The sequence below is a fragment of the Pseudomonas sp. TWR2-1-1 genome, from assembly GCF_049897045.1.
Lineage (GTDB): Bacteria > Pseudomonadota > Gammaproteobacteria > Pseudomonadales > Pseudomonadaceae > Aquipseudomonas > Aquipseudomonas versuta.
Genome location: NZ_JAFCVM010000007.1, coordinates 1 through 21,253, shown reverse-complemented (window position 1 = coordinate 21,253; position 21,253 = coordinate 1). Strand labels below are relative to the sequence as shown.

Here is a 21,253-nt window from a genome sequence, read left to right as displayed (position 1 = left end):
CATGAGTATTGATACCCCGGGCACCGCCCTCGATCTTTCGTCCCCGGCGCTTAATGGCTGGCGCCAGCAACTGGGCAGTGTTTTGCTCGGGCGCTGGGCCCCGGGCGGGCGCCGTGGGCAATTGCAGGCCGAGGAGTATGTGCCTGTTGCGCACAGCAACTGGCCGGTGGCCCGTGCACTGTTGCGTGCGCCGGGCGCGGTGGTGGGGCTGACGGTGCTGCTGCTGGTGCTGCTGATGGCGTTGAGCGCCAACTATTGGTACCCCGGCGACCCGCTGGACATGGTTGCCCAGCCGTTGTTGGCGCCGGGTGAAGACTGGGAATTTCCCCTGGGCACCGACGCCCTGGGCCGCGATCTGGCGGCCGGTATCGTGCATGGGGCGCGGGTGTCGCTGCTGGTGGGGATCACCGCCGCACTGGTCAGTGTGTTGATCGGAACCCTGATCGGTGCCCTGGCAGGCTATTTCGGCGGTCGCACAGACCGGGTGCTGACGTGGTTGATCGAGATATTCCAGACCACTCCATCGTTTTTACTGGTGGTGGTTGTGGTTTCCATTACCCAGTCGACCGTGGGGATTATCGCCGTGGTTATCGGTCTTACCTCGTGGGACACGGTGGCGCGCCTGGTGCGTGCCGAGTTTCGAGCCTTGCTCGGTGCAGATTTCGTACTGGCTGCCCGCAGTGTCGGCTACAGCACGCGCTGGATCATCTTTCGCGAAGTGCTGCCCAACGCTTTGGCGCCCATCATCATTACGGCCTCGGTGATTGTGGCCTCGGCAATCCTCACCGAGTCGTCGCTGTCATTTTTGGGGGTTGGCGACCCGAACAAAATCAGTTGGGGCAGCATGATCGGTAGCGGCCGCGACATGTTGCGCAGCGCGCTGTACCTCACGGCCATTCCCGGGCTGGCGCTGGTAATCACTGTCTTTAGTCTGAACCTGACGGGCGACGCCCTGATCAGTGCCCTGAATCCACGACTGCGCGGGAGAACCGCATGAATGCTGTAGCCGACCTTGATGATCATCGCCGGATTTTGCTTAACGTCTCTGATTTACGGGTCAACTATGGCGATTATCAGGCCGTCAAAGGCGTGAGTTTCCAGGTGGCCCGGGGTGAAACCCTGGCGCTGGTGGGGGAGTCGGGGTGCGGCAAGTCGACCACAGCCATGGCGATCATGCGCTTGCTGGGCGGTCGCGCCGAACTCTCGGGGCGTGTCGATTTTGACGGCCTGGACCTGTCAGGGGTCAGCGACCCGACCATGCGCAGCCTGCGCGGGAACGATATTTCCATGGTCTTTCAGGACCCCATGACCTCACTGAACCCTGTGTTGAGCATCGGTGAGCAGATCGGTGAAGTGCTGCGCCGCCATCGCGGCTTGTCACGCAAAGAGGCCCGTGCCGAATCGCTGGCCTTGCTCAAGAAGGTCCGTATCCCCAATGCCGCGGCGCGCCTGGATGACTTTGCCCACAACCTGTCCGGCGGCCAGCGTCAGCGGGTGATGATTGCCATGGCCGTGGCCTGCAAGCCGCGGCTGCTGATCGCCGACGAACCGACCACGGCGCTGGACGTGACGGTTCAGGCGCACATTCTGCAGTTGCTCAAGGAGCTGAGCGAAGAGTACGCAATGGGTGTGCTGCTGATTACCCACGACCTTGGCGTGGTGGGGCAATGGGCGGACCGGGTGGCGGTCATGTACGACGGGCTGATCGTCGAAAGCGCCAGTACCGAAGCGATCTTCACCGCGGCGCAACACCCTTACACCCAAGGCTTGCTGGGGGCTTCGCTGCGCCTGGACAGCGACTTCCATTACGCCAGTGCCGCGCTGCCGGAAATCAATGTGCGGCGCAGTGAGGGCGGGCTCATCCAGTTTGAGCTGCACAGCACTGCACGCCCGCCAAAGACCCATGAACAGGCTGTCGACCCGGTGCAACCGCCGATTCTGGAAGTGCGCAACCTGCGCACCGAATACAAGACCCGCCAGGGCCTGGTGTCGGCGGTGGATGACGTGTCGTTGCGGATCCGGCCGGGTGAAACCCTGGGGCTGGTGGGGGAGTCCGGATGTGGCAAGTCGACCCTGAGCAAAACCATATTGGGCCTGATACGTGCCAGTTCCGGGGAAATCTTCCTCAATGGCATCGATATCGCCGCGTTGAGTGAAAAGCAGCTGCGCGCCCACCGACCCTTTGTGCAAATGGTATTTCAGGACCCTTATGGCTCGCTCAACCCCAAGCACAGCGTGTACCGCATCCTCGACGGGGTGCTGAAAAACCACGGCATCAAAGAGGCACAACAGCGCAGCCAGCGCATCCTGGAAATCATTGCCCGGGTCGGCCTGCCTCCGTCGGCGGTGTGGAAATACCCCCATGAATTTTCCGGTGGCCAGCGCCAGCGCATCGGTATTGCCCGTGCGTTGATCTTGCGGCCATCGTTGGTGATCCTCGACGAAGCGGTGTCCTCACTGGATGTTTCGGTGCGGGCGCAGATTCTGAATCTGCTTGCCGAGCTCAAGGACGAATTCGGCTTGTCCTACCTGTTCATCTCGCACGATCTGTCGGTGGTCAAGTACATGGCTGACCGGGTACTGGTGATGCATGACGGCAAAATCGTCGAGGAGGGTGCCCACGACGGGATCTGGAAAAACGCCCGCCACGCCTACACCCGAAAGCTCATCGGTTCCGTACCGGTGCCGCGCTACCCGGTTGCCGACGAAGAGTCGGTGCCCTATACCGATTCGGCCTGGCATGAACTGCCGGTGGCCATGCTGTTGTCGCGTTTTGCGATCTAGTGATGTTGTTACAAATCAACCAAAGACCATCAGGGGAGTGAACATGAGCACAATTGAGTACCGCAATCTGGGCCGCAACGGGATCAAGGTTTCGCCCATCACCCTGGGCACCATGATGTTTGGCGGGCAGACCGAAGACAGCGTGGCCGCGCGGATAGTCGACAAGGCCCATGAGCAGGGAATCAACTTCATCGACACCGCCAACGGCTATAACGGCGGCGCGTCGGAGGAAACCGTGGGCCGGCTGATTGCCGACCGCCGCTCGCACTGGGTGCTGTCGACCAAGTTCGTCAACCCCAACCCGGGAGCCACAGGGCCGAATGACCGCGGTGCTTCGCGGCATAACGTTATTCAGTCGGTGGATGCCAGCCTCAAGCGTCTGAACACCGACTACATCGACCTGTTCTACCTGCACCGCGAAGACCACAGCACACCGGTGGAAGAGACCCTGCGGGCGCTGTCGGACCTGATCCGTGCGGGCAAGATCCGTTCCTACGGGCTGTCCAACCACCGGGGCTGGAAACTCGCCGAATACAGCCGTACTGCCGACCTGCTGGGCATAGAACGCCCCTCGGCGAGCCAGCCGCTGTACAACCTGGCCAACCGTCAGATCGAAAATGAGCACTTGCCGGCTGCCGAGTACTACGGGATTGGCGTTGTGTCCTACAGCCCGCTGGCCCGTGGCGTACTGACCGGCAAGTACGATCCGTCGCAGCCGCCATCCGAAGGCACCCGTGCCGGCCGTAACGATAAACGTCTGCAGCAGACCGAATGGCGACCTGAATCGTTGAACCTGGCCCAGCGGGTCAAGGAACACGCCGAAGCGCGAGGCATCACCCCGGGCCAGTTTGCTTTGGCGTGGGTACTGAACAACAAACTGATCACCTCTGCGATAGCCGGGCCGCGCACGGAGGCGCAATGGAACGACTACGTTCCGGCGTTGAACTACGCCTTTACTGCTGAGGATGAAGCTTTTATCGATGACCTGGTCATCACCGGCCACTCCTCGACGCCGGGCTACAACGACCCTAGCCACCCGTTTGCCGGGCGTAAATCGCGGGTGTAGGAGCTAGCTTGTGGATCGGGGGTTGCCGGTCTTGCGACGACTGCGTCGCCGGACGCAGCCTTCGGCAGCTGCTACAGGGGGGGGCAATCGTTGTAGATCGATTGCGCAGCGATCGTAAATCCTGTGGATCGGGGTTGGCCGGTCTTGCGACGACTGCGTCGCCGGACGCAGCCTTCGGCAGCTGCTACAGGGGGGGCAATCCGTTGTAGATCGATTGCGCAGCGATCGTAAATCCTGTGGATCGGGGTTGGCCGGTCTTGCGACGATTGCGTCGCCGGACGCAGCCTTCGGCAGCTGCTACAGGGGGGGGGCAATCCGTTGTAGATCGATTGCGCAGCGATCGTAAATCCTGTGGATCGGCGTTGGCCGGTTTTGCGATGACCGCGTCAGTCTTTCGCCAGGTTCCAGTTGCGCCACTGCGATTGTGCCAAAAGCAAACTCGCAATCGTGACTGCCACCAGACCCCACAAGGCGATGGTGGTGGCCACTCCCACGCGGTCGGCTATATAGCCGGCAATCAGGGTGGCCAAGGGCTGCAGGCCAAAGCCGATGATGCTGAACAAACCCATGAGGCGACCGCGCATGGCCACCGGCGACAGTATCTGCACCATGCTGGTACAGGTCACCATTGCCTGTGAGGTGGCAAGGCCGAACATGAACAGCGCTCCCAGTTGCACATAAAGCACGTCACTCAGCGCCGAAACCACCAGCCAGGCGCCCATCCAGATCAGCGTCAATGACAGCGTGAGCCCCATGCGCTGGATATGGCTGATTATCGGCGACAGGAAAAACGCATAGACCAGCGAACCGGCCGCCGCCGCCCCCAGCAGCAGCCCGGTCAGGCGCGGGTCGCCGTGGGCCACCGCCGGTAACAGCGCCAGGGTGCCCAGGCCGAACATGGTCAGGGTGGCGCAGCAAATGTAGATATTGCGCAGTGTCAGGGTTTGGCCAATGTGCGCCACCGCTTCGCCGAGCGAGACCTTGTCGTGGGCGCTCGGTCGCCCCTGGCGTACGGCATGCAGTGAGATCAATGAGTAAATCACCATCCAGTACGACAGACCGTTGGCCCAGAAGGCCGCCGACATGCCGATCCGGGCCACCAGATAACCGGCCAGGGTCGGCCCCAACGTGCGGCAGACATTAAGAATCATCGAGTTGATGCTGATCAGCTTGCGGATGTTGTCCATGCCCGCCAGATCAAACAGGAACGCTTGCTGGGTGGGGAAATACACCGAGTTGACGCAGCCCATCAGGAACGCGAACACGAAGATATGGGTCAGTTGTACCTGGCCGGCCTGGATCATGGCCGCAATCACGCAGGTCAGGACTATTTCCACCAGGTGGCAACCGATCAGCAGTTTGCGCCGGTCATAGCGGTCTGCCAGGGCGCCGGTAAACATGCTGAACAGCAAAATCGGCAGGCTGGAACACAAGGCGCTGATCCCCAATGCTAACGCCTGCCCGCCAGACAGTTGATAGACCAGCAGTGCCATCGCCGTTTGCTGCAGCCAGATGCCGATCATGGAGACGGCCTGGCCACTGAGGTAAGTCCGGGTATGAGCAGAGTGCAACGGCGTAAAGTTATTAAGCCATAAAGTAAGAGCAGACATGGCGCGGCTGTATCCATAAATAAACAGGGCGGGGGGGCTTAAAGCGCGACGTAATCTGCGCAATGCACCGGGCACTGTCAATCCGTATACAGTCATAAACTCAGAACCTAATGATCTATGTAACTTAAATAACTTTGCCTTACACTCGCTGCACCTCGCACGGGGCGTTTGATACTTTAATGGCTGCCAGTAGAAAGTTGCAGCGCTTTAATCAATGTCGTGCGACCACGTCCGCCATTACTATTATTTTTGCTATTTAAGATCGTTGTCTTTAGAGGCGACGCGCTGCGATCTTTTATGGCCCGGGTTTTATTCAATCGCGGACTTTTATGGCTGATCTCAATCTTTGGTATACCCGTTGCCCGACGCCGACGCCTCTGGGGCTTGCCGTCAAACTGGGCTTTCTGGAGTCTGCGCTGGCGCACAAAGCGGTAGGGCTGCAATCGCTGCAAAGTTCGGCGGACGAAAAAGTCCGCGCCAGCCATTTTGATCATTCGCAACCCTGGTCCTTTCGCCAGGGCGGCAACATTCCACCGATCCATGCCCGTGCCAGTGGCCGCGATACCCGGCTGATCGGAATTAACTGGATCGATGAGTTTCAGGCAGTCATCACGCTGCCATCCTCCGGCGTGCGCCATGTTCACGAACTGGCGGGCAAACGTCTGGGCCTGCCGCGCCAACCGCCGGGGCTTATTGACTTCCAGCGCGCCACCTCACTCAAGGGGTTGCTGTCGACTCTGCAAGTGGCCGGGATTGCCCGCGACTCGGTGCAGTTTGTCGATGTCGCTACCTGCGCTTCGCAGTTGGGCAGCACTACACCGGGCTATCCGCCGCAACTGCTGCGCCGCTTGCCCTATGCCAACGAAATCAGCCAATTGATCAAGGGCCAGATCGATGCCTTCTTCGTCAAGGGCGCTGAGGGCTTGAGCATCGCCCATCAATTCAATGCACTGATTCTCAGCCAGACCGGTGCGCATCCCGACCCGGCAATTCGCATCAATAACGGCACGCCGCGTTTGTTGACGGTGGATGGCACCCTCGCGCGCGAACGTCCGGATCTGGTGCAGTCGCTGCTGGGCGCGGTGGATGAGGCTGCGCAATGGGCAGCCGTTAATCCGGATCAGACCCTGCGCTTTGTCGCCCAGGAAATAGGTGTCTCGGAGGAGGCAGTGCAAGGGGCGTTTGGCCCGGATCTGCATTTGAAATTCAGCACCTCTATCGATGCGCCAGGTTTGCAGGCGATCAATTCGTTCAAGGGTTTTTTGCTGGCGGAAGGTTTTATCGACGCCGATTTCTCTCTTGAGGACTGGGTCTATGCCTGAGTCCTCGGCAATCTGGGACGTCATCGTGCTCGGTGGCGGCGCGGCAGGTCTGGTGGCCGCGTTTCATGCCCGCCAGGCAGGCGCTTCGGTGCTGGTGGTGAACAAGGGCCTGGTCGGGCGCAGCGGTGCGACCATTACTTCCGGCGGCGGGGTTTCGATTGCCGGCGAGAGCCTGGTGGCCATCGGTCTTGAGGCTGATGCCAGCGACACCCAGGAGCGTTTTTTACATGACACCATCGCCGCCGGTTCCTGGCTCAATGACCAGCATCTGGTGCAGAGCATGGTCACCGGGATCGGCGCCGAGATGCGCCGGTTGATCGACTGGGGCATCAAGTTCACCGTGAACCGGCGCGCCCCCGGGCATAGTAGCGGACGCGGCGTGCACATCAGCGGCGTCGACATGCAGCGGGCCCTGACCCGGATTGCCCAGCAGGCCGGGGTGAGTTTTCGCGAAGATTTCCAATCCACCCAGTTGCTCCGTCGCGAAGGTGCCGTGGTCGGCGTACTGGGGCTGGACCGGCGCAGCGCAGCGGTCGAGAGCATTTATGGCCACAGCACGGTCCTGGCCACGGGTGGCGCGACATCCAACTGGAGTTTGCGTACCGCCCCCGAGGAGTTGTCCGGGGAAGGGCAACACATGGCAGTGGAAGCCGGTGCAACCCTGATCGACATGGAAATGATGCAGTTTTTGCCCTGTTGCCTGGCGGCCCCAGCCATCTGGCGCGGCTTGCAGTTCCCGTGGATTCTGGGCCCGCAAAGCGGGGTGCATGCCTGGTTGATGAACCGCTTCGGTGAGCGTTTCATGGCGCGCTGGGACCCGGTGCGCATGGAGCTGGCGACCCGCGACATGGTGTCGGCAGCCTGCGCCACCGAAGTTCATGAAGGGCGTGGCAGCCCCAATGGCGGGGTGTATCTGTCATGGAAGCATCTGCCCAATGACATCATCGATCACTTCCCGGCGCACTCGCGTTCGATCAGCGCCGACTGGCAGTGGGAAGGTTTCGACATGACGCCGCTGGTGGAGCGGATCAAGCAGGGCTACGGGATTGAAGTGGCGCCGGCCGCGCATTTTTCCCTGGGCGGGGTGCGCGTCGATGCTGGCACCGCCACCGGGGTGCCGGGTTTGTTTGCCTGTGGCGAGGTCACCGGCGCGATGCATGGCGCCAATCGTTTGTCCGGCAATGCCGGGGCGCAGGTGCTGGTGCAGGGACGGATTGCCGGCCAGGCGGCGGCAGGCGATGCCAGGCAGCGCCGGGCCCTTGATCGCCGGGCGGATAACCGCGACCAGGCAATCGCCGTGACCGTGGCGCCGTTCGAGCGCAGCAACGGGGTTGCTCCTTTTGAACTCAAGGAAAAACTCTCGCAACTGGCGGAGCGCGCCCTCGGTCCAGTGCGTACGGCTAGCGCGCTGGAGGAAGGGCGGCTGTTGCTCGCCGACCTGAAAGCGACGCTGTTGCCGCAACTGGCCTGTCGCACCCGTGATCGGATGTGGAACCGCGACTGGAGCGATGCACTGGAGTGTCAGGCAGCATTTACGGTGATCGAATCGGCCTTGCTGGGGGCTGCCGGGCGCACTCATTCGATTGGCGCGCACCAGCGTCACGATCACCGGCAGGCCGACACTGGCGTACTCAATCACTCGCTGGTGCGTTTCGAGGGCGGCGCTCTGCTGCGCAGTACCACGCCAGTGACATTTCCATGGGTGGCGCGGCCATGAACCCTTCGAGGAGCCCTGAATGCTGATCCACCTGACGCTGTTTCGTGACGGCCAGCTGCGCCCGCTGGATATCCGCTTGCCGCCACCGGCCGGTCTCGGCCTGGGCATTGATAGCTGGGAGGGAGCTTCGGTAAGCACTGCGTTGCAATACGCGCAACGTGAGTTCGAGCCCAACCTCGGTTACTCGCTGTCGTGCCGTCGCGGGCTGTGCAAGCTGTGTGCGATGCGTATCGACGGCGAAGTCAGGCTGGCCTGCACCGTGGCCCTGCATGACGGCATGCGCATCGAACCGGCCAAGCCCGGGCTGGCCCTGCATGACACCGTGATCGAGCTCAGCCTGGTCAGGGTCAAGCCTGCGCGGGTAGCCAAAACTGTCAGCGAAAATCGAATTCCTACAACAACCACCTGACTGCCTGTCGGACTTGCATGCTCATCGCCAGGCACTTTCGCCGGGCGAACCCTCTCAGGAGTTGAACCATGTCTGAAGCACTGCTTAAAGAATTGCCCGACACCGAAGTGACCGTGCAGCCGAGCGCAATCTGGTACACCCGTTGCCCGGTGCCGACCACCTCCGGCATCGCCCAGCACAAACGCTGGTTGCAGAATGAATTTGCCCGCCAGGGCATCACTCTCGACTCGATCCGCGCCAGCGAAGACCGCAAGGTGCGCGAGTCACACTTTCGCCACAGCCTGGCGGGCAGTTTCCGTGAAGGCGGCAACGTGCCGCCGATCTGGGCCCGTGCCCTGGGCCAGGACACGGTGGTGGTGGCGATCACCTGGGTTGACGAGGAGCAGCAGGTATTCGTGCGCGGCGACAGCGATATTCAGACCGTTGCCGACCTGCGCGGGCGCAAGCTGGGAGTGGTGCGCAAGGCCGCCGGTGATCTGGTGGATGTCGGGCGCGCCGAAGGTTTACGCGGCTTGCTGACTGCCTTGCAGTTGGGCGGGGTGCCACGCGAGAGCGTCGAATGGGTCGACATTGCGGCACCGGAGTGGGACCTCAAGGAAGTCTCCAAAACCCGCGAAGATCACCACGCCCTCCCGACCCTGGCCCTGCTCAACGGCACGGTCGATGCCATTTTCATCAAGGGTGCGGGCAGTGCCCGGGCCCTGGCCCAGGGCTTGCGTGCGATCATCAACATCAATGAGCAGGAGGACCCGTTACTGCGCCTGAGCGCCGGCTCGCCGCGACCGGTTACGGTCGATCGCCAGACCCTGATCGACTCGCCGCAGATCGTCGCGCGCTACCTCGCGGTACTGCTCAAGACCTACGAATGGGCCAGGGAGCATCCGCAGCAAGTGCTGACCACCATCGCCGCTGAAACCGCCACTGATGAAGCGAGCGTGCTGCTGGCGTTCGGCAGCAAATTGCATCTGGCATTCGAGCCGAAACTGTCAGAGATCTATATCGAAGGGTTGCGTCGGCAAAAGGACTTTCTGCTGGCCGAAGGCTTTATCGACCAGGATTTTGACTTCGACAGCTGGATCGACCCTGCGCCGTTGCAGCAGGCGTGGGCGATTAAGGACCAGATCGTGCTTGACTGAGGGAGAGGGCGGGGGCGCGCGTGGCGCGCTCCCGGTTGTTCACTGATCGAATTCTTTCTGCGCCTGGGGGCTCAGGCCTGCTGTACTTTTGGCGCGCAGCCAGGCAATCAAAACCGCGGCAATCAGCACAAAACCCAGGTAGCCGAACAGCGGATAGACCTGGCCCACGAGGCTGATGAAGCCGACCAGGCTGCCAATGAAGGCCAGCACCCCGGCGGCGACCGAGCCAATACGGAACTTGCGGGTGCCTGCCGGCAGCAAGCGGGCGGAGAAGGAATAGAGGGTCCCCACTGCGGTGTTGAGGATCATGCAGAAAATAATCACGGCCATCAGCAGGCCCAGTGCCGGGGACACTTCTGTGGCGATGGACAGCATCGGCATTGGCAGGTCAGCCACGCTGTCCAGGCGTGAAAGCAGCCCCAGGCTCATGATCAGCATGAGCAAGCCGAGGATTGCGCCACCAATGATGCCGCCCCGGATGGCCTGTTTCTCGGATTTCGCGGCGCCGCCCATGATTGCCAGAATAGGCACCCCGGCCACGATGTTGTACGAGACGTACAGCAAGGCCCCGAGCAACCAGTGGCTGGCACCGGCAGGCTGCCGGCTGGCCAATTGGTCGAGTTGGCTGAAGCTCAGGTCGCGACTGGCGACGCCGTAGAGTGCCACCGCCACTGCAGTCAGAATCAAGAACGGCGTTGCTGCGCCGATCATGCCGATGACCTTGTGTACATCCAGACACACCACTGCCACCACGATCAGCGTCACGATGACGCTGCCGAGTATTGCCGGGATGGCGAATTGCTGCTCCAGCAAGGCGCCACCCCCTGCCAGCATGACCACGGTGACCGCGAACATGAAAAAGGTAATCATCAGATCGACGAAGGCACCCAGGTAGCGCCCGCAGATGGCATAGACCACGTCTTTGTGCGAGGTTGCCTGCAACCGGCTGCCCATGCCCGTCAGCGCCATTGCGAGAAAGGCGAAGAGCGCGGCACTGACCACGGCTCCGAGCAGTCCCCACAGGCCGAAATCCACAAACATCTGCAACAGTTCGCGGCCGGAGGCAAAGCCTGCGCCGACTATTACGCCGACAAACGCACCGGCGATCTTCAGACTTTCTTTCATGACGATTTCCCTCGATTGTTTTTCTTATGCAGTTGGGGGCGGGCCACTGTCCGTGGCCACGGGGCATCGCACTGACGGTCAGCAGGTCAGGATCAACTGGCGCCGACCCAGGCCTGTACTTCTACTTCCACATCCACCCCCAGTGCCAACTGGGCACTGACCGTGGAGCGAACCGGGAAACCGTTGTTGAAGCGGTTTTTGTAGACCTCGTTGAATCCGCTGAAATGTTGCATGTCCGACAACCACACTGTGGCCTTTACCACGTGATCAAAGCCCACGCCGCACTCGGCCAGGGTTTCGCCGATCCGGGCCATCACGGCTTCGGTCTGCACCCGGATATCGCCGCGTACCACCTCACCCTCAGGCGTCATAGGCACTTGCCCGGAGAGGAACAGGAAGTCGCCGACCCGGATCGCTTTGGAGAACGGGTAGGGCAGGTGGCTGGGGTAACGCTTGAGACCTTCGGACATGGTGTGCAACCTCTTGGCAAATAAATGATTAACGCAAACGGGCGGGGGCCAGCAGCCGGGGTTCGACACCCTGGCGCTGTAACTCTTCAGGTAGCGGTTGGTGGAGCAATTGGCTGCAGGCCAGTTGCGAGACGCCGGCCGCGGACTGGATGCCGTAACCGCCTTGTGCCGCCAGCCAGTAGAAGCCTTCGCAGCTGTCGTCCCAGCCGACCACCAGATCGCCGTCGTGCACGAATGAGCGCAGGCCTGCCCAGCTGTGGCGTGGACGGCGGATACTCAATGTGGTGCTGGCTTCGATGTGATAAATCCCGGTGGCAATATCCAGCTCCTCGGGCATGACGTCCTGTGGCGCGACCGGATCGGCGTTGGCTGGCGAACCCAGGAGCTGGCCGGCATCGGGTTTGAAGTAAAAGCTTTCATCAATCCCGATCACCGCGGGCCAGCGTGAAAAATCCAGCTGCGGGGGCCCATCGAAGGTGAAGGCGGTGCGTCGGCAAGGCTGCAAGCCAACAGGCGCGACACCGCACTGGTGGGCCACCTGGTCGGCCCAGGCACCGGCGGCGTTTACCAGGTTGCGCGCATGCAACTGTCGTCCGTCGCTGAGCAGCAGTTGCCAAAAACCGTCACGGCGGCTTGCCGTGCTCAATTGGGCGTTGCAATGCAGCACACCACCGGCACGGCGCATGGCCCGCAAAAAACCCTGGTGCAGGGCATGTACGTCCAGATCGCGGGCCGCGGTTTCGTGCATTGCGCCAGCGATTACCTCCGGCCGCAGGCACGGCACCAGGGCCAGGGCCTGCTCGGTATCCAGCAGCGCAACATTGGCAGCGAGGGCCTGGCTGGCTTCGAAGGTGTGTTTGAGCATCGACTGTTGCTCACGGCTGGCAACGTACAGGCAGCCGCGGGGCTCCAGCAGCGCATGCTCGGTGAATTCTGCTGGGGGCTGTTCGTAGAAGGCCCGGCTGGCCCTGGTCAGGGCCTGGATTTGTGGGGTTCCGTAAGCCTCCATGAACATGGCAGCGGAGCGCCCGGTGGAGTGATAGCCCGGCTGGGACTCGCGCTCGAGGATGGCAACGCTGGCATGTCCGGCCAGACGATAGGCCACTGACGCCCCGGCAATGCCGCCGCCGATGATGACGTAGTCGAAACACTCATTGTCGTGCATGCCGTCTTCTCTCCTGTCTGGGGGCGGTGGAGGGGTTCATCTTCCTGCGTCACATAATTCTCATATGAGAGAAATGTAAGATATGAGAATTTATCGGTCAACCCTTCTCTGTGAGTTATTATCCCGGCCACTGCCCGGGCCCCGTTCCGCGCACCTTCTTTTGCACGACAGAGAGTCCGCATGAGTTCCGATCGAGCCCCTTCAGCTTCGAGCCTGCAACCCCATCCCCTGATCGACCGGACCCAGGTCGGTGCACGCCTGCGGGCCATCCGCAAAGCCCAGAAACTGACCCTCAAACAGCTGTCCGAGCGTTCGGGCGTGGCGCTGTCAACTTTGTCGAAAATGGAGTTGGCGCAAGTCTCGGTCAGCTACGAAAAACTCGCCGCAGCGGCGCGCGCGCTGAGTGTCGATATCGCCCAGCTGTTCAGCCCGGCCCGGGCGGCGACAGGTCTGTTACAGCCGACGGTGGTGACCACCGCGATTGATAACGCGGCGGGTTACAGCACCGGTAACTACGACTATCACCCGATGGCCGGGGATTTTCCGGGGCGCAACATGACCCCCATGTACGCGCGGATTTTCGCCCGCGAACTGACCCAGTTCGAAGACTACATTCGCCACCCTGGCCAAGAGTTTGCGCTGGTCCTTAGCGGCCGCGTGCGGATTCAGTTCGAGACCGGTGAGTGGATCAGTATCGGCTGTCGCGAGACCGCCTATTTCAATAGTGCTATTGGCCATATTTACCTGGCTCAAAGCGATGACGGGGCTGATGCTGAAGTGATGGTGGTGATGTCAGAGGGCTGAATTCGTCCGTTCTGAAACCATTTGACATATTTGATTTGTGATCACATATTGAGGGCCATAAGAACGACAACCCAGGTTTTGACTCATGACAGATGGCCCGAACCCTATTCCCGCATTGCGCCAGGTTTCTCGCGATACCCTGCAAGACCAGGTCTATCGCCAGATCCGCGAGGCCTTGATGAGTGGCCGTTTCCAGCCCGGCCAGAAGCTGACCATCCGCGGGCTGGCCGAGGCTCTGGGTTCCAGCCCCATGCCCGTTCGTGAAGCCCTGCAACGGCTGAGCGCTGAAAACGCCTTTGAAGTCACCGAAACTTCCCGTCTGCGGGTGCGCATGATGACGGTCGAACGCCTGCGCGAGATTCGCGATGCGCGGGTCGCCCTCGAAGGCTTGCTGGCAGAGAAGGCGGTGCTGTTGCTGAATAAAGTCGACCTTGATGAAATTTCCGACCTTTGCCAGCAGATGCAAAAGGCTGCGGATCAAGTCGATGTGTCCCGTTACCTGTGGACCAACTTCGCCTTTCACCGGCGTATCTACGCCGTGGCCCGGGCAGAACTGACCATGGCCGCCGTGGAGAATTTCTGGCTGCACATGGGGCCGTGTTTCGCCCTGGTCGCCCCCGACAAAGCTCACTTGCAGCGCTCAATGGAAGCCCACACACGCATCGTCGAGGCGCTGGCCGCCCGTGACGGCGGCGGGGCGCGCGCCGCAGTGACCGATGACATCATGCAGGCCGCCGATTCGCTGGCGCGTCTGCTCGTCAAGAACGACCTTTCGCGGTCGTCTGTTTCTGGAGGTAAACGTGCATGAGTGTCTTACAGCGGCTGCAGCCCTATCCCGGGTTACGTGTGTTGATTTCCGGCGGGGCTGCCGGGATCGGTGAAGTGCTGGCGGCAGCCTACCTGGAAGCCGGTGCCCTGGTGCATGTCTGTGATGTCAGCGAGCCGGCACTGGCCGCGTTTCGCGACAAGTACCCGGGGACTGTGGCCACCCGCGCCGACGTCAGTGACGCAGCGCAGATCGAAGCGGTGTTCAAGGTTCAGCGCGAGCACTTCGGCGGCCTCGATGTACTGGTCAACAACGCAGGAATCGCCGGGCCCACCGGTGGCATTGACGCCATCAGCGATGCCGAGTGGCAGGCCACGATCAACATCAACCTTACGGCGCAGTACCGCTTTGCCCACCATGCAGTACCGTTGCTCAAAGAGTCGTCCCACGGCCACATGTTGCATATCGCTTCGGTCGCCGGTCGCCTCGGGTATGCCTGGCGCACCCCGTATGCCGCGACCAAGTGGGCCATCGTCGGTTTGATGAAATCTCTGGCGTCGGAGCTGGGCGAAAGTGACATCCGGGTCAATGCCTTGCTTCCCGGCATCGTCGAAGGGCCGCGGATGGACGCTGTGATTCGCGCCCGCGCCGAGCAGGTCGGGCTGCCTGAAGCCGAGATGCGTCAGCAATACCTCGACAAAATATCCCTCAAACGCATGGTGACGGCTGAAGACGTAGCGGCCATGGCGTTGTTCCTCTGTTCGCCCGCCGCCCGCAATGTGACCGGCCAGGCCATCAGTGTCGACGGCAATGTCGAGTACCTGTAGGCCGCAGCCCTGTTAACCAGCTGCCCCCTGTAGGAGCGAGCTTGCCTCGCGAGCACTTCAACGCGGCATCCAAGAGCTCGCGAGGCAAGCTCGCTCCTACAGGTTTTAGCGCCGTCGTCGCATCGCAGGACCCAGGATTTTTTTCATAAGAATAAAAGTCGGAGAATCGTCATGTCCAAAAAACGCCCCGTGATCATTACTTGCGCCGTTACCGGTGCCATTCATACACCCTCGATGTCGCCCCACTTGCCGATAACTGCGCAGCAAATTGCCGAGGCCGCGATCGGTGCTGCCCAGGCCGGTGCCGCCATCGTCCACTTGCATGCCCGTGACCCCAACGATGGCCGGCCCAGCCAGGACCCGGCACTGTTTGCCGAGTTCCTGCCACAGATCAAGGCGGCCAGCGATGTGGTGATCAACATCACCACCGGCGGCGCGCCGAACATGACGGTTGAAGAGCGCTTGCAGCCGGTGCTGCAATTCAAGCCGGAACTGGCCTCGCTGAACATGGGCTCGATGAACTTCGGCTTGTACGAAATGCTCAATCGCTTCACCGAGTTCAAGCATGACTGGGAGCGTCCGTACCTGGAGGAGAGTGACGACCGGATCTTTCGCAATACCTTCCGCGACATTGCCCACATCCTCAATTCCTGCGCCGAGAACCGGACCCGTTTCGAAATCGAGTGCTACGACATCGGCCACCTCTATACCGCTGCCCACTTCATGGAGCGCGGCCTGCTCAAGCCGCCGCTGTTTATCCAGTCGGTATTCGGCCTGCGCGGCGGCATTGGCGGCCACCCGGAAGACCTGGCCCACATGCGTCGTACCGCCGACCGGCTGTTTGGCGAAGACTATGTGTGGTCGATCCTCGGCGCCGGGCGCGGGCAGATCCCGCTGGCAACCATGGGCCTGTCCATGGGCAGCAATGCCCGGGTGGGGCTGGAGGATTCCCTGTGGGACGGCCCCGGCAAACTGGCGGCGTCCAATGCCGATCAGGTACGGCGCATCCGCACGGTAGTCGAAGCCCTGGGCGGGCGTGTGGCAACCCCGGATGAAGCCCGGGAAATCCTCGGCCTCAAGGGGCGCAACCAGGTCAACTTCTAAACCGCGAGCAGGCCGCGTCACGGCGCGGCCATGCCCATCCCGCACAACAACAAAAAAGGGATAACACCATGCGTATCGAAGTACTCGTCGACGTTAAAACCACCCTCGGCGAAGGACCGGTGTGGGACGTCGGGCAACAACGGCTGTACTGGCTCGACAGCGCCGATGGGCGGATCCTGCGCTGTACCGCTGACGGTCGCGAGTTAAGGGCCTGGGACGTGGGCCAGAAAATCGGCTCCATGGCCCTGCGCCACAGCGGTGAGCAGGCCATCGTCGCCCTGCAGAACGGCGTGCATACCCTGGACCTGCACAGCGGTGAACTGGCCCTGATCATCGATCCGGAACCGGGACTGCCAGACAACCGCCTCAATGACGGCAAGGTCGACCGCCAGGGCCGGTTTGTGTTCGGCTCCATGGACACCCTGGAGGAAAGTGCCAGCGCCAGGCTCTATCGCCTGGATGCGGACCTGAGCCTGCACACCCTCGATGAAAACATCATCGTGTCCAACGGCCCGTGCTGGAGCCCGTCGGGAGAAACCTTCTATTTCTGCGACACCTGGTCCGGCGAAATCTGGGCCTATGACTACGACCTCGCCACAGGGGCGGCAAGCAATCGACGCACCTTCGCCAAGGTTGATACCCGTGGCGGTGGCGCGGCCGACGGCTGCACCGTGGATGCCGAAGGCTGCCTGTGGCAGGCCTTGGTCTACGCCGGGCAACTGGTGCGTTACAGCCCGGACGGCAAGGTTGACCGGGTGCTTGAAATGCCGGTGAAAAAGGTCACTAGCCTGACCTTCGGCGGACCGAACCTGGACACCCTGTTTGTCACCTCGATGGCCAGGCCGCCGTTGCCGCGTTTTCCGGCCGACGGCCAGCAGCGCGGGGCACTGTTCGCCATTACCGGGTTGGGCGTGCAAGGAATCGCCGAGCGCCGCTTCGCCAGCTAGGGCGTTTTTCAACCTTCCGCAACCTTGTGTCAGTGCGCGCCCTCGCGCGCCTGGAGAGGCCCATGGCTACCTTAAAAAAAGCATCGCTGCGCAGCATCCACCGGCATTCCTGGGTGTCGTTGCTGGTGTGCTGGATGATCTGGATTCTCAACGCCTACGATCGCGAGATCGTGCTGCGTCTGGGGCCGACCATCTCCAAGAATTTCGATTTGTCCGCTGATCAATGGGGCACCGTGGCTACGGTGATCATGCTTGCTCTGGCCCTGCTGGATATACCGGGTTCGATGTGGAGCGACCGCTACGGCGGTGGCTGGAAACGGGCACGGTTTCAGGTGCCGCTGGTGCTGGGGTACACGGCTATTTCCTTTCTCAGCGGGTTCAAGGCGTTGAGTGGCAACCTGGCAACCTTTGTGGCGCTGCGGGTGGGGGTCAACCTCGGCGCCGGCTGGGGCGAGCCGGTGGGGGTGAGCAACACCGCCGAATGGTGGCCTGTTGAGCGCCGCGGTTTTGCCCTTGGCGCACACCACACCGGCTACCCGATCGGCGCGATGCTCAGCGGGCTGGTCGCCAGCTTTGTGATTGGCACCTTTGGCGAAGAGAACTGGCGCTATGTGTTTTTCTTCGCCTTTGTCGTGGCTTTGCCGTTGATGATTTTCTGGGCCCGCTACTCCACGGCCCAACGGATCACCGAGCTGTACGTCGATATCGCCGCCCAGGGCATGACTGCGCCCGACAGCGCGCCGCCGAGCCAGGTCAAGGGCCATGCCTGGCGCACGTTTGTCGCGACCCTGCGCAATCGCAATATCGCCCTCACGGCGGGCAGCACCCTGCTGACCCAGGTGGTGTACATGGGCGTCAACATTGCCCTGCCGGCCTACCTCTACAACATTGCCGGGCTGTCACTGGCAGAGTCGGCGGGGATGAGCGTGGTCTTCACCCTGACCGGGATTCTCGGGCAGCTGGTATGGCCATCGCTGTCGGACATTATCGGCCGGCGTATCACGTTGATCATTTGCGGGCTGTGGATGGCTGTCAGCGTCGGGGCCTTTTATTTTGCCAGCACCATGACTCTGATCATCGTCGTGCAACTGCTGTTCGGCCTGGTGGCCAACGCGGTGTGGCCGATCTATTACGCGGTGGCCTGCGACTCGGCCGAACCCTCGGCGATATCCACGGCTAACGGCATCATCACCACTGCGATGTTTATCGGTGGGGGTCTGGCGCCGGTGCTGATGGGCAGCCTGATTTCCATGGGCGGCGGCTGGACCAGCCTGCATGGCTACAGCGTGTGTTTCCTGGTCATGGCCGGATGTGCCCTGGGCGGGGCGCTGCTGCAACTGTTTTGCCAGCGTGCGACACCGTCGCCTGCGCTACCCGAATTTCAGAACAACACCGATGCGCCCTCCGGCCGTGCTGGCGGGGCGCCAATGTCGCTCGACAAGAGGCTCGTCCCATGAATAGCGCCCCACATGCCGCTCCCCGCGATGAGCGGGTACTGAACAAACTGATGTTCGTCAAATTGATGCCCTTGCTGATTGCCGCCTACGTGCTGAGCTTTCTCGACCGCACCAACATCGCCCTGGCCAAGCATCATCTGGATGTTGATCTAGGGATCTCGGCAGCGGCCTACGGCCTGGGCGCGGGGCTGTTTTTCCTGACCTATGCACTGTCGGAAATCCCCAGCAACCTGATCATGCACAAGGTCGGCGCGCGCTTCTGGATCGCCCGGATCATGGTGACCTGGGGCCTGATCTCGGCGGCCATGGCCTTTGTCCAGGGGGAGACGTCGTTCTATGTGTTGCGGTTGCTGCTGGGCATTGCCGAAGCCGGATTGTTCCCCGGGGTGATGCTGTACCTGACCTACTGGTTCAATCGCGAGCAGCGGGCACGGGCCACCGGGTATTTTCTGCTGGGCGTGTGTTTTGCCAACATCATCGGCGGCCCCGTGGGCGCAGCATTGATGCGCATGGACGGGCTGCTGGGCTGGCATGGCTGGCAGTGGATGTTCCTGCTTGAAGGGTTGCCGGCGGTGGCGTTTGCCTGGGTGGTGTGGTGCAAGCTGCCGGACCGTCCGTCCAGCGCAACGTGGCTCAGTGCTGAAGAGGCGATGGGCATCGAGCAGCGAATTGCCCGGGAGACCGAGGAGGGCGCAGGGGCAGGCGGGCACTCCTTGAAACAGTGTCTGAACAAGCAAATCCTGCTGGCGATCTTTGTTTATTTTTGCCATCAGATCACGGTGTATACGGTGATCTTTTTCCTGCCGGGCATCATCAGCCGGTATGGAGAAATGAGCACCATGAGTGTTGGTTTGCTGACCTCCCTGCCATGGATCGCGGCGGCATTGGGCGCGGTCTGGCTGCCGCGTTACGCGACCACCCCCCGGCGCGCGCGGCAGATGCTGGTGGCAGGCTTGCTGACCATGGCGCTGGGGCTGGGGATTGCCGCGGTATCGGGGCCAGTGTTCAGCCTGATGGGTTTCTGCCTGTCGGCGGTGATGTTCTTTGTGGTGCAGTCGATCATCTTTCTGTACCCGGCCTCGCGACTTAAGGGCGTTGCACTGGCTGGCGGCCTGGGTTTCGTCAATGCATGCGGTCTGCTGGGTGGTTTCGTCGGGCCGTCGGTCATGGGCGCCATCGAAATGAGCACCGGCGACGCTGTGAACGGCCTGAAAGTAATGGCGCTGGTGCTGGTGGTTGCCGCTTTGGCAGCGCTGCGCTTGCGCCAGGGACAAGAGCCGGTGCGGTCGCAGATTGCCCCCGGCGGGGTTGAGCGAGCTGTGTAAAAACAACGCGAACTGGCGTGATAACTGCGGTGCGCCTGAGACCATCGCGGGGCAAGCCCGCTCCTACAGGGGGAATGGTCTCTATCTCTGTAGGAGCGAGCTTGCTCGCGAGCTGTTTGAAAGCCACGCGCACAGGTGCAATGACTGGGGTGGGCCTGAGATCATCGCGGAGCAAGTTCGCCCCTACAGGGTAGGGCGGTTGGTGTAAATGCCGGTGCAGCACCGGTGAAGTGTTTACCTCTCGCGCCCTGCATCGCGCCCTGGATCATCTGTTCGGTCTGGCCGAGCGTCGCTCCAGTCGTTTGATCACTTCGTTTTTTGATGTGGTGTTGGCTTCGCCCGCACATGGCTCCCGTGCGTAAACCAAACGTTTAACCTGCGTGTTTTGTTGCGATGCCATCTACAACGTGCGCCCGTTGTTAGCCGCAACCCGGCATTTCTATCCTGTGACTTCTTTCCAATAAATCAAGAAGTTGCAAGCATGACTGACCCTTCTGATCACATTCCCGAGGCCCGATCTGCAGCCAGCCTGCTTGGTAGCGGTGACGTTTATTCTGGCGCCTACAACTTCATGAGCAGCATCAGTGCCGGGGTTGATCCGCGCACCGGCATGTTTTCGGCCTCGGTGACCTTGCCCACCGGAGCCGCCAACGATTTACGCGGGCCCATCAGCCAATTGCGCCTCGGTTACAGCCCTTTGATGACCGAGGATCAGGGCTTTGGTCTGGGCTGGATGCTCGGCACCACGTCCTGGGACGGGGCCAGTCAGCAGTTGCAACTCAATTCCGGCGAGCGTTTTCGTGGGGAGATTGTGGGTCAGAGCATGCGCTTCCCGGACGTTCGCTTGCCGGTGGTGACGGTCACGGTGCAGCGTCAGGAGATGTGGGTGCGGCATAACGACGGTACCTCCGAGCGCCTGATTCCGTTGGCCGGGCATCCGAGCTTGTGGGTGGTCAGCACCCTGGTGGGAGCCGATGGCAGTGCCCTGAGTTTTGACTGGCGTTCGATTGGCAACGCCGCTTACTTGCAAAAAGTCAGCGATGCCCAGGGCCGGACTGTGGTGGCACTTTCCTACGAAGGTTTGCAAACCCATCTGACCTTGCAGCCGGATACCCCCTCGCAGATGGTGATGACTTTTCAGCGCATCTCCGGGCAGTTGCGCCGGGTGACGGTGGACGGGCTTCCCGACAATGGTTGGCAATTTGACTACAGCACTGCG

At 61.6% G+C, this 21,253-nt stretch carries 19 protein-coding genes and 1 pseudogene; 16 read left to right on the top strand and 4 right to left on the bottom strand.

The features are described from left to right. The first annotated feature begins 1 nt into the window (after position 1). The 3 genes from ACP7BO_RS17655 to ACP7BO_RS17645 are packed head-to-tail and all read left to right on the top strand — an operon-like array spanning position 2 to position 3,850. Positions 2-997, top strand: coding sequence for an ABC transporter permease (locus ACP7BO_RS17655; protein WP_426211771.1), 996 nt, complete (start codon positions 2-4; stop codon positions 995-997). After that, positions 994-2,784 carry a dipeptide ABC transporter ATP-binding protein gene (locus tag ACP7BO_RS17650; RefSeq protein WP_426211769.1) on the top strand — a complete coding sequence of 597 codons (1,791 nt, stop codon included), beginning with the start codon at positions 994-996 and terminating at the stop codon, positions 2,782-2,784. The genes ACP7BO_RS17655 and ACP7BO_RS17650 overlap by 4 nt, the downstream gene beginning before the upstream one ends. 43 nt (positions 2,785-2,827) lie before the next feature. Further along, positions 2,828-3,850 carry an aldo/keto reductase gene (locus ACP7BO_RS17645; protein WP_426211767.1) on the top strand — a complete coding sequence of 341 codons (1,023 nt, stop codon included), beginning with the start codon at positions 2,828-2,830 and terminating at the stop codon, positions 3,848-3,850. A gap of 386 nt (positions 3,851-4,236) precedes the next feature. On the opposite strand, the gene ACP7BO_RS17640 is transcribed toward ACP7BO_RS17645, so the two are convergent. Continuing rightward, positions 4,237-5,460: an MFS transporter gene (locus tag ACP7BO_RS17640; RefSeq protein ID WP_426211765.1), complete on the bottom strand. Its 1,224-nt coding sequence runs from the start codon at positions 5,458-5,460 to the stop codon at positions 4,237-4,239. 329 nt (positions 5,461-5,789) lie between these two features. Here ACP7BO_RS17640 and ACP7BO_RS17635 point away from each other — a divergent pair, with 329 nt between their 5' ends. From ACP7BO_RS17635 to ACP7BO_RS17620, 4 genes are all read left to right on the top strand, one after another. Next, on the top strand, positions 5,790-6,782 hold the full coding sequence (locus ACP7BO_RS17635; protein ID WP_426211763.1) for an ABC transporter substrate-binding protein: 993 nt from the start codon (positions 5,790-5,792) through the stop codon (positions 6,780-6,782). After that, positions 6,775-8,499, top strand: coding sequence for an FAD-dependent oxidoreductase (locus tag ACP7BO_RS17630; RefSeq protein ID WP_426211761.1), 1,725 nt, complete (start codon positions 6,775-6,777; stop codon positions 8,497-8,499). Before ACP7BO_RS17635 ends, ACP7BO_RS17630 begins: the two co-directional genes overlap by 8 nt. A 19-nt stretch (positions 8,500-8,518) precedes the next feature. Next, positions 8,519-8,908 (top strand): 2Fe-2S iron-sulfur cluster-binding protein, encoded by a 390-nt coding sequence (locus tag ACP7BO_RS17625; protein WP_426211759.1) that lies wholly within the window; start codon positions 8,519-8,521, stop codon positions 8,906-8,908. Between the two features lie 68 nt (positions 8,909-8,976). Next, entirely contained in the window at positions 8,977-10,044 is a 1,068-nt protein-coding gene (locus ACP7BO_RS17620; RefSeq protein ID WP_426211757.1) for an ABC transporter substrate-binding protein, read from the top strand. A 39-nt stretch (positions 10,045-10,083) separates the two neighbouring features. Here the strand turns inward: ACP7BO_RS17620 and ACP7BO_RS17615 are convergent, their stop codons facing one another. The 3 genes from ACP7BO_RS17615 to ACP7BO_RS17605 all read right to left on the bottom strand — a co-directional run bounded on the left by ACP7BO_RS17615 (position 10,084) and on the right by ACP7BO_RS17605 (position 12,804). After that, positions 10,084-11,169 (bottom strand): YkvI family membrane protein, encoded by a 1,086-nt coding sequence (locus ACP7BO_RS17615; protein ID WP_426211755.1) that lies wholly within the window; start codon positions 11,167-11,169, stop codon positions 10,084-10,086. 92 nt (positions 11,170-11,261) lie between these two features. After that, on the bottom strand, positions 11,262-11,639 hold the full coding sequence (locus tag ACP7BO_RS17610) for a RidA family protein (RefSeq protein WP_426211753.1): 378 nt from the start codon (positions 11,637-11,639) through the stop codon (positions 11,262-11,264). 28 nt (positions 11,640-11,667) lie between these two features. After that, complete coding sequence (locus ACP7BO_RS17605) at positions 11,668-12,804, bottom strand: NAD(P)/FAD-dependent oxidoreductase (protein ID WP_426211751.1); 1,137 nt, start codon at positions 12,802-12,804, stop codon at positions 11,668-11,670. Between the two features lie 180 nt (positions 12,805-12,984). Between ACP7BO_RS17605 and ACP7BO_RS17600 the strand changes: the two genes are divergently transcribed. The 9 genes and pseudogenes from ACP7BO_RS17600 to ACP7BO_RS17560 all read left to right on the top strand — a co-directional run. Further along, a complete protein-coding gene (locus ACP7BO_RS17600) occupies positions 12,985-13,608 on the top strand; it encodes a helix-turn-helix domain-containing protein (RefSeq protein WP_426211749.1) in 624 nt (207 codons plus the stop codon). An 85-nt stretch (positions 13,609-13,693) separates the two neighbouring features. Beyond that, a complete protein-coding gene (locus tag ACP7BO_RS17595; protein WP_426211747.1) occupies positions 13,694-14,416 on the top strand; it encodes a GntR family transcriptional regulator in 723 nt (240 codons plus the stop codon). Then, positions 14,413-15,201, top strand: a complete 789-nt coding sequence (locus ACP7BO_RS17590) for an SDR family oxidoreductase (RefSeq protein ID WP_060693322.1) — start codon at positions 14,413-14,415, stop codon at positions 15,199-15,201. The genes ACP7BO_RS17595 and ACP7BO_RS17590 overlap by 4 nt, the downstream gene beginning before the upstream one ends. Before the next feature lie 171 nt (positions 15,202-15,372). Continuing rightward, entirely contained in the window at positions 15,373-16,305 is a 933-nt protein-coding gene (locus tag ACP7BO_RS17585; RefSeq protein ID WP_060693320.1) for a 3-keto-5-aminohexanoate cleavage protein, read from the top strand. A 68-nt stretch (positions 16,306-16,373) separates the two neighbouring features. Then, positions 16,374-17,252 carry an SMP-30/gluconolactonase/LRE family protein gene (locus ACP7BO_RS17580; protein ID WP_426211744.1) on the top strand — a complete coding sequence of 293 codons (879 nt, stop codon included), beginning with the start codon at positions 16,374-16,376 and terminating at the stop codon, positions 17,250-17,252. A 62-nt stretch (positions 17,253-17,314) separates the two neighbouring features. After that, positions 17,315-18,604: pseudogene (locus ACP7BO_RS17575) on the top strand (MFS transporter); the annotation flags it as partial. A 101-nt stretch (positions 18,605-18,705) separates the two neighbouring features. Then, complete coding sequence (locus ACP7BO_RS17570) at positions 18,706-20,034, top strand: MFS transporter (RefSeq protein ID WP_426211742.1); 1,329 nt, start codon at positions 18,706-18,708, stop codon at positions 20,032-20,034. Positions 20,035-20,264: 230 nt separating this feature from the next. Further along, positions 20,265-20,396 carry a hypothetical protein gene (locus tag ACP7BO_RS17565; RefSeq protein ID WP_426211740.1) on the top strand — a complete coding sequence of 44 codons (132 nt, stop codon included), beginning with the start codon at positions 20,265-20,267 and terminating at the stop codon, positions 20,394-20,396. Between the two features lie 119 nt (positions 20,397-20,515). Continuing rightward, positions 20,516-21,253, top strand: a 738-nt coding sequence (locus tag ACP7BO_RS17560; RefSeq protein ID WP_426211738.1) for a hypothetical protein, incomplete at its 3' end; no start/stop codon positions are given.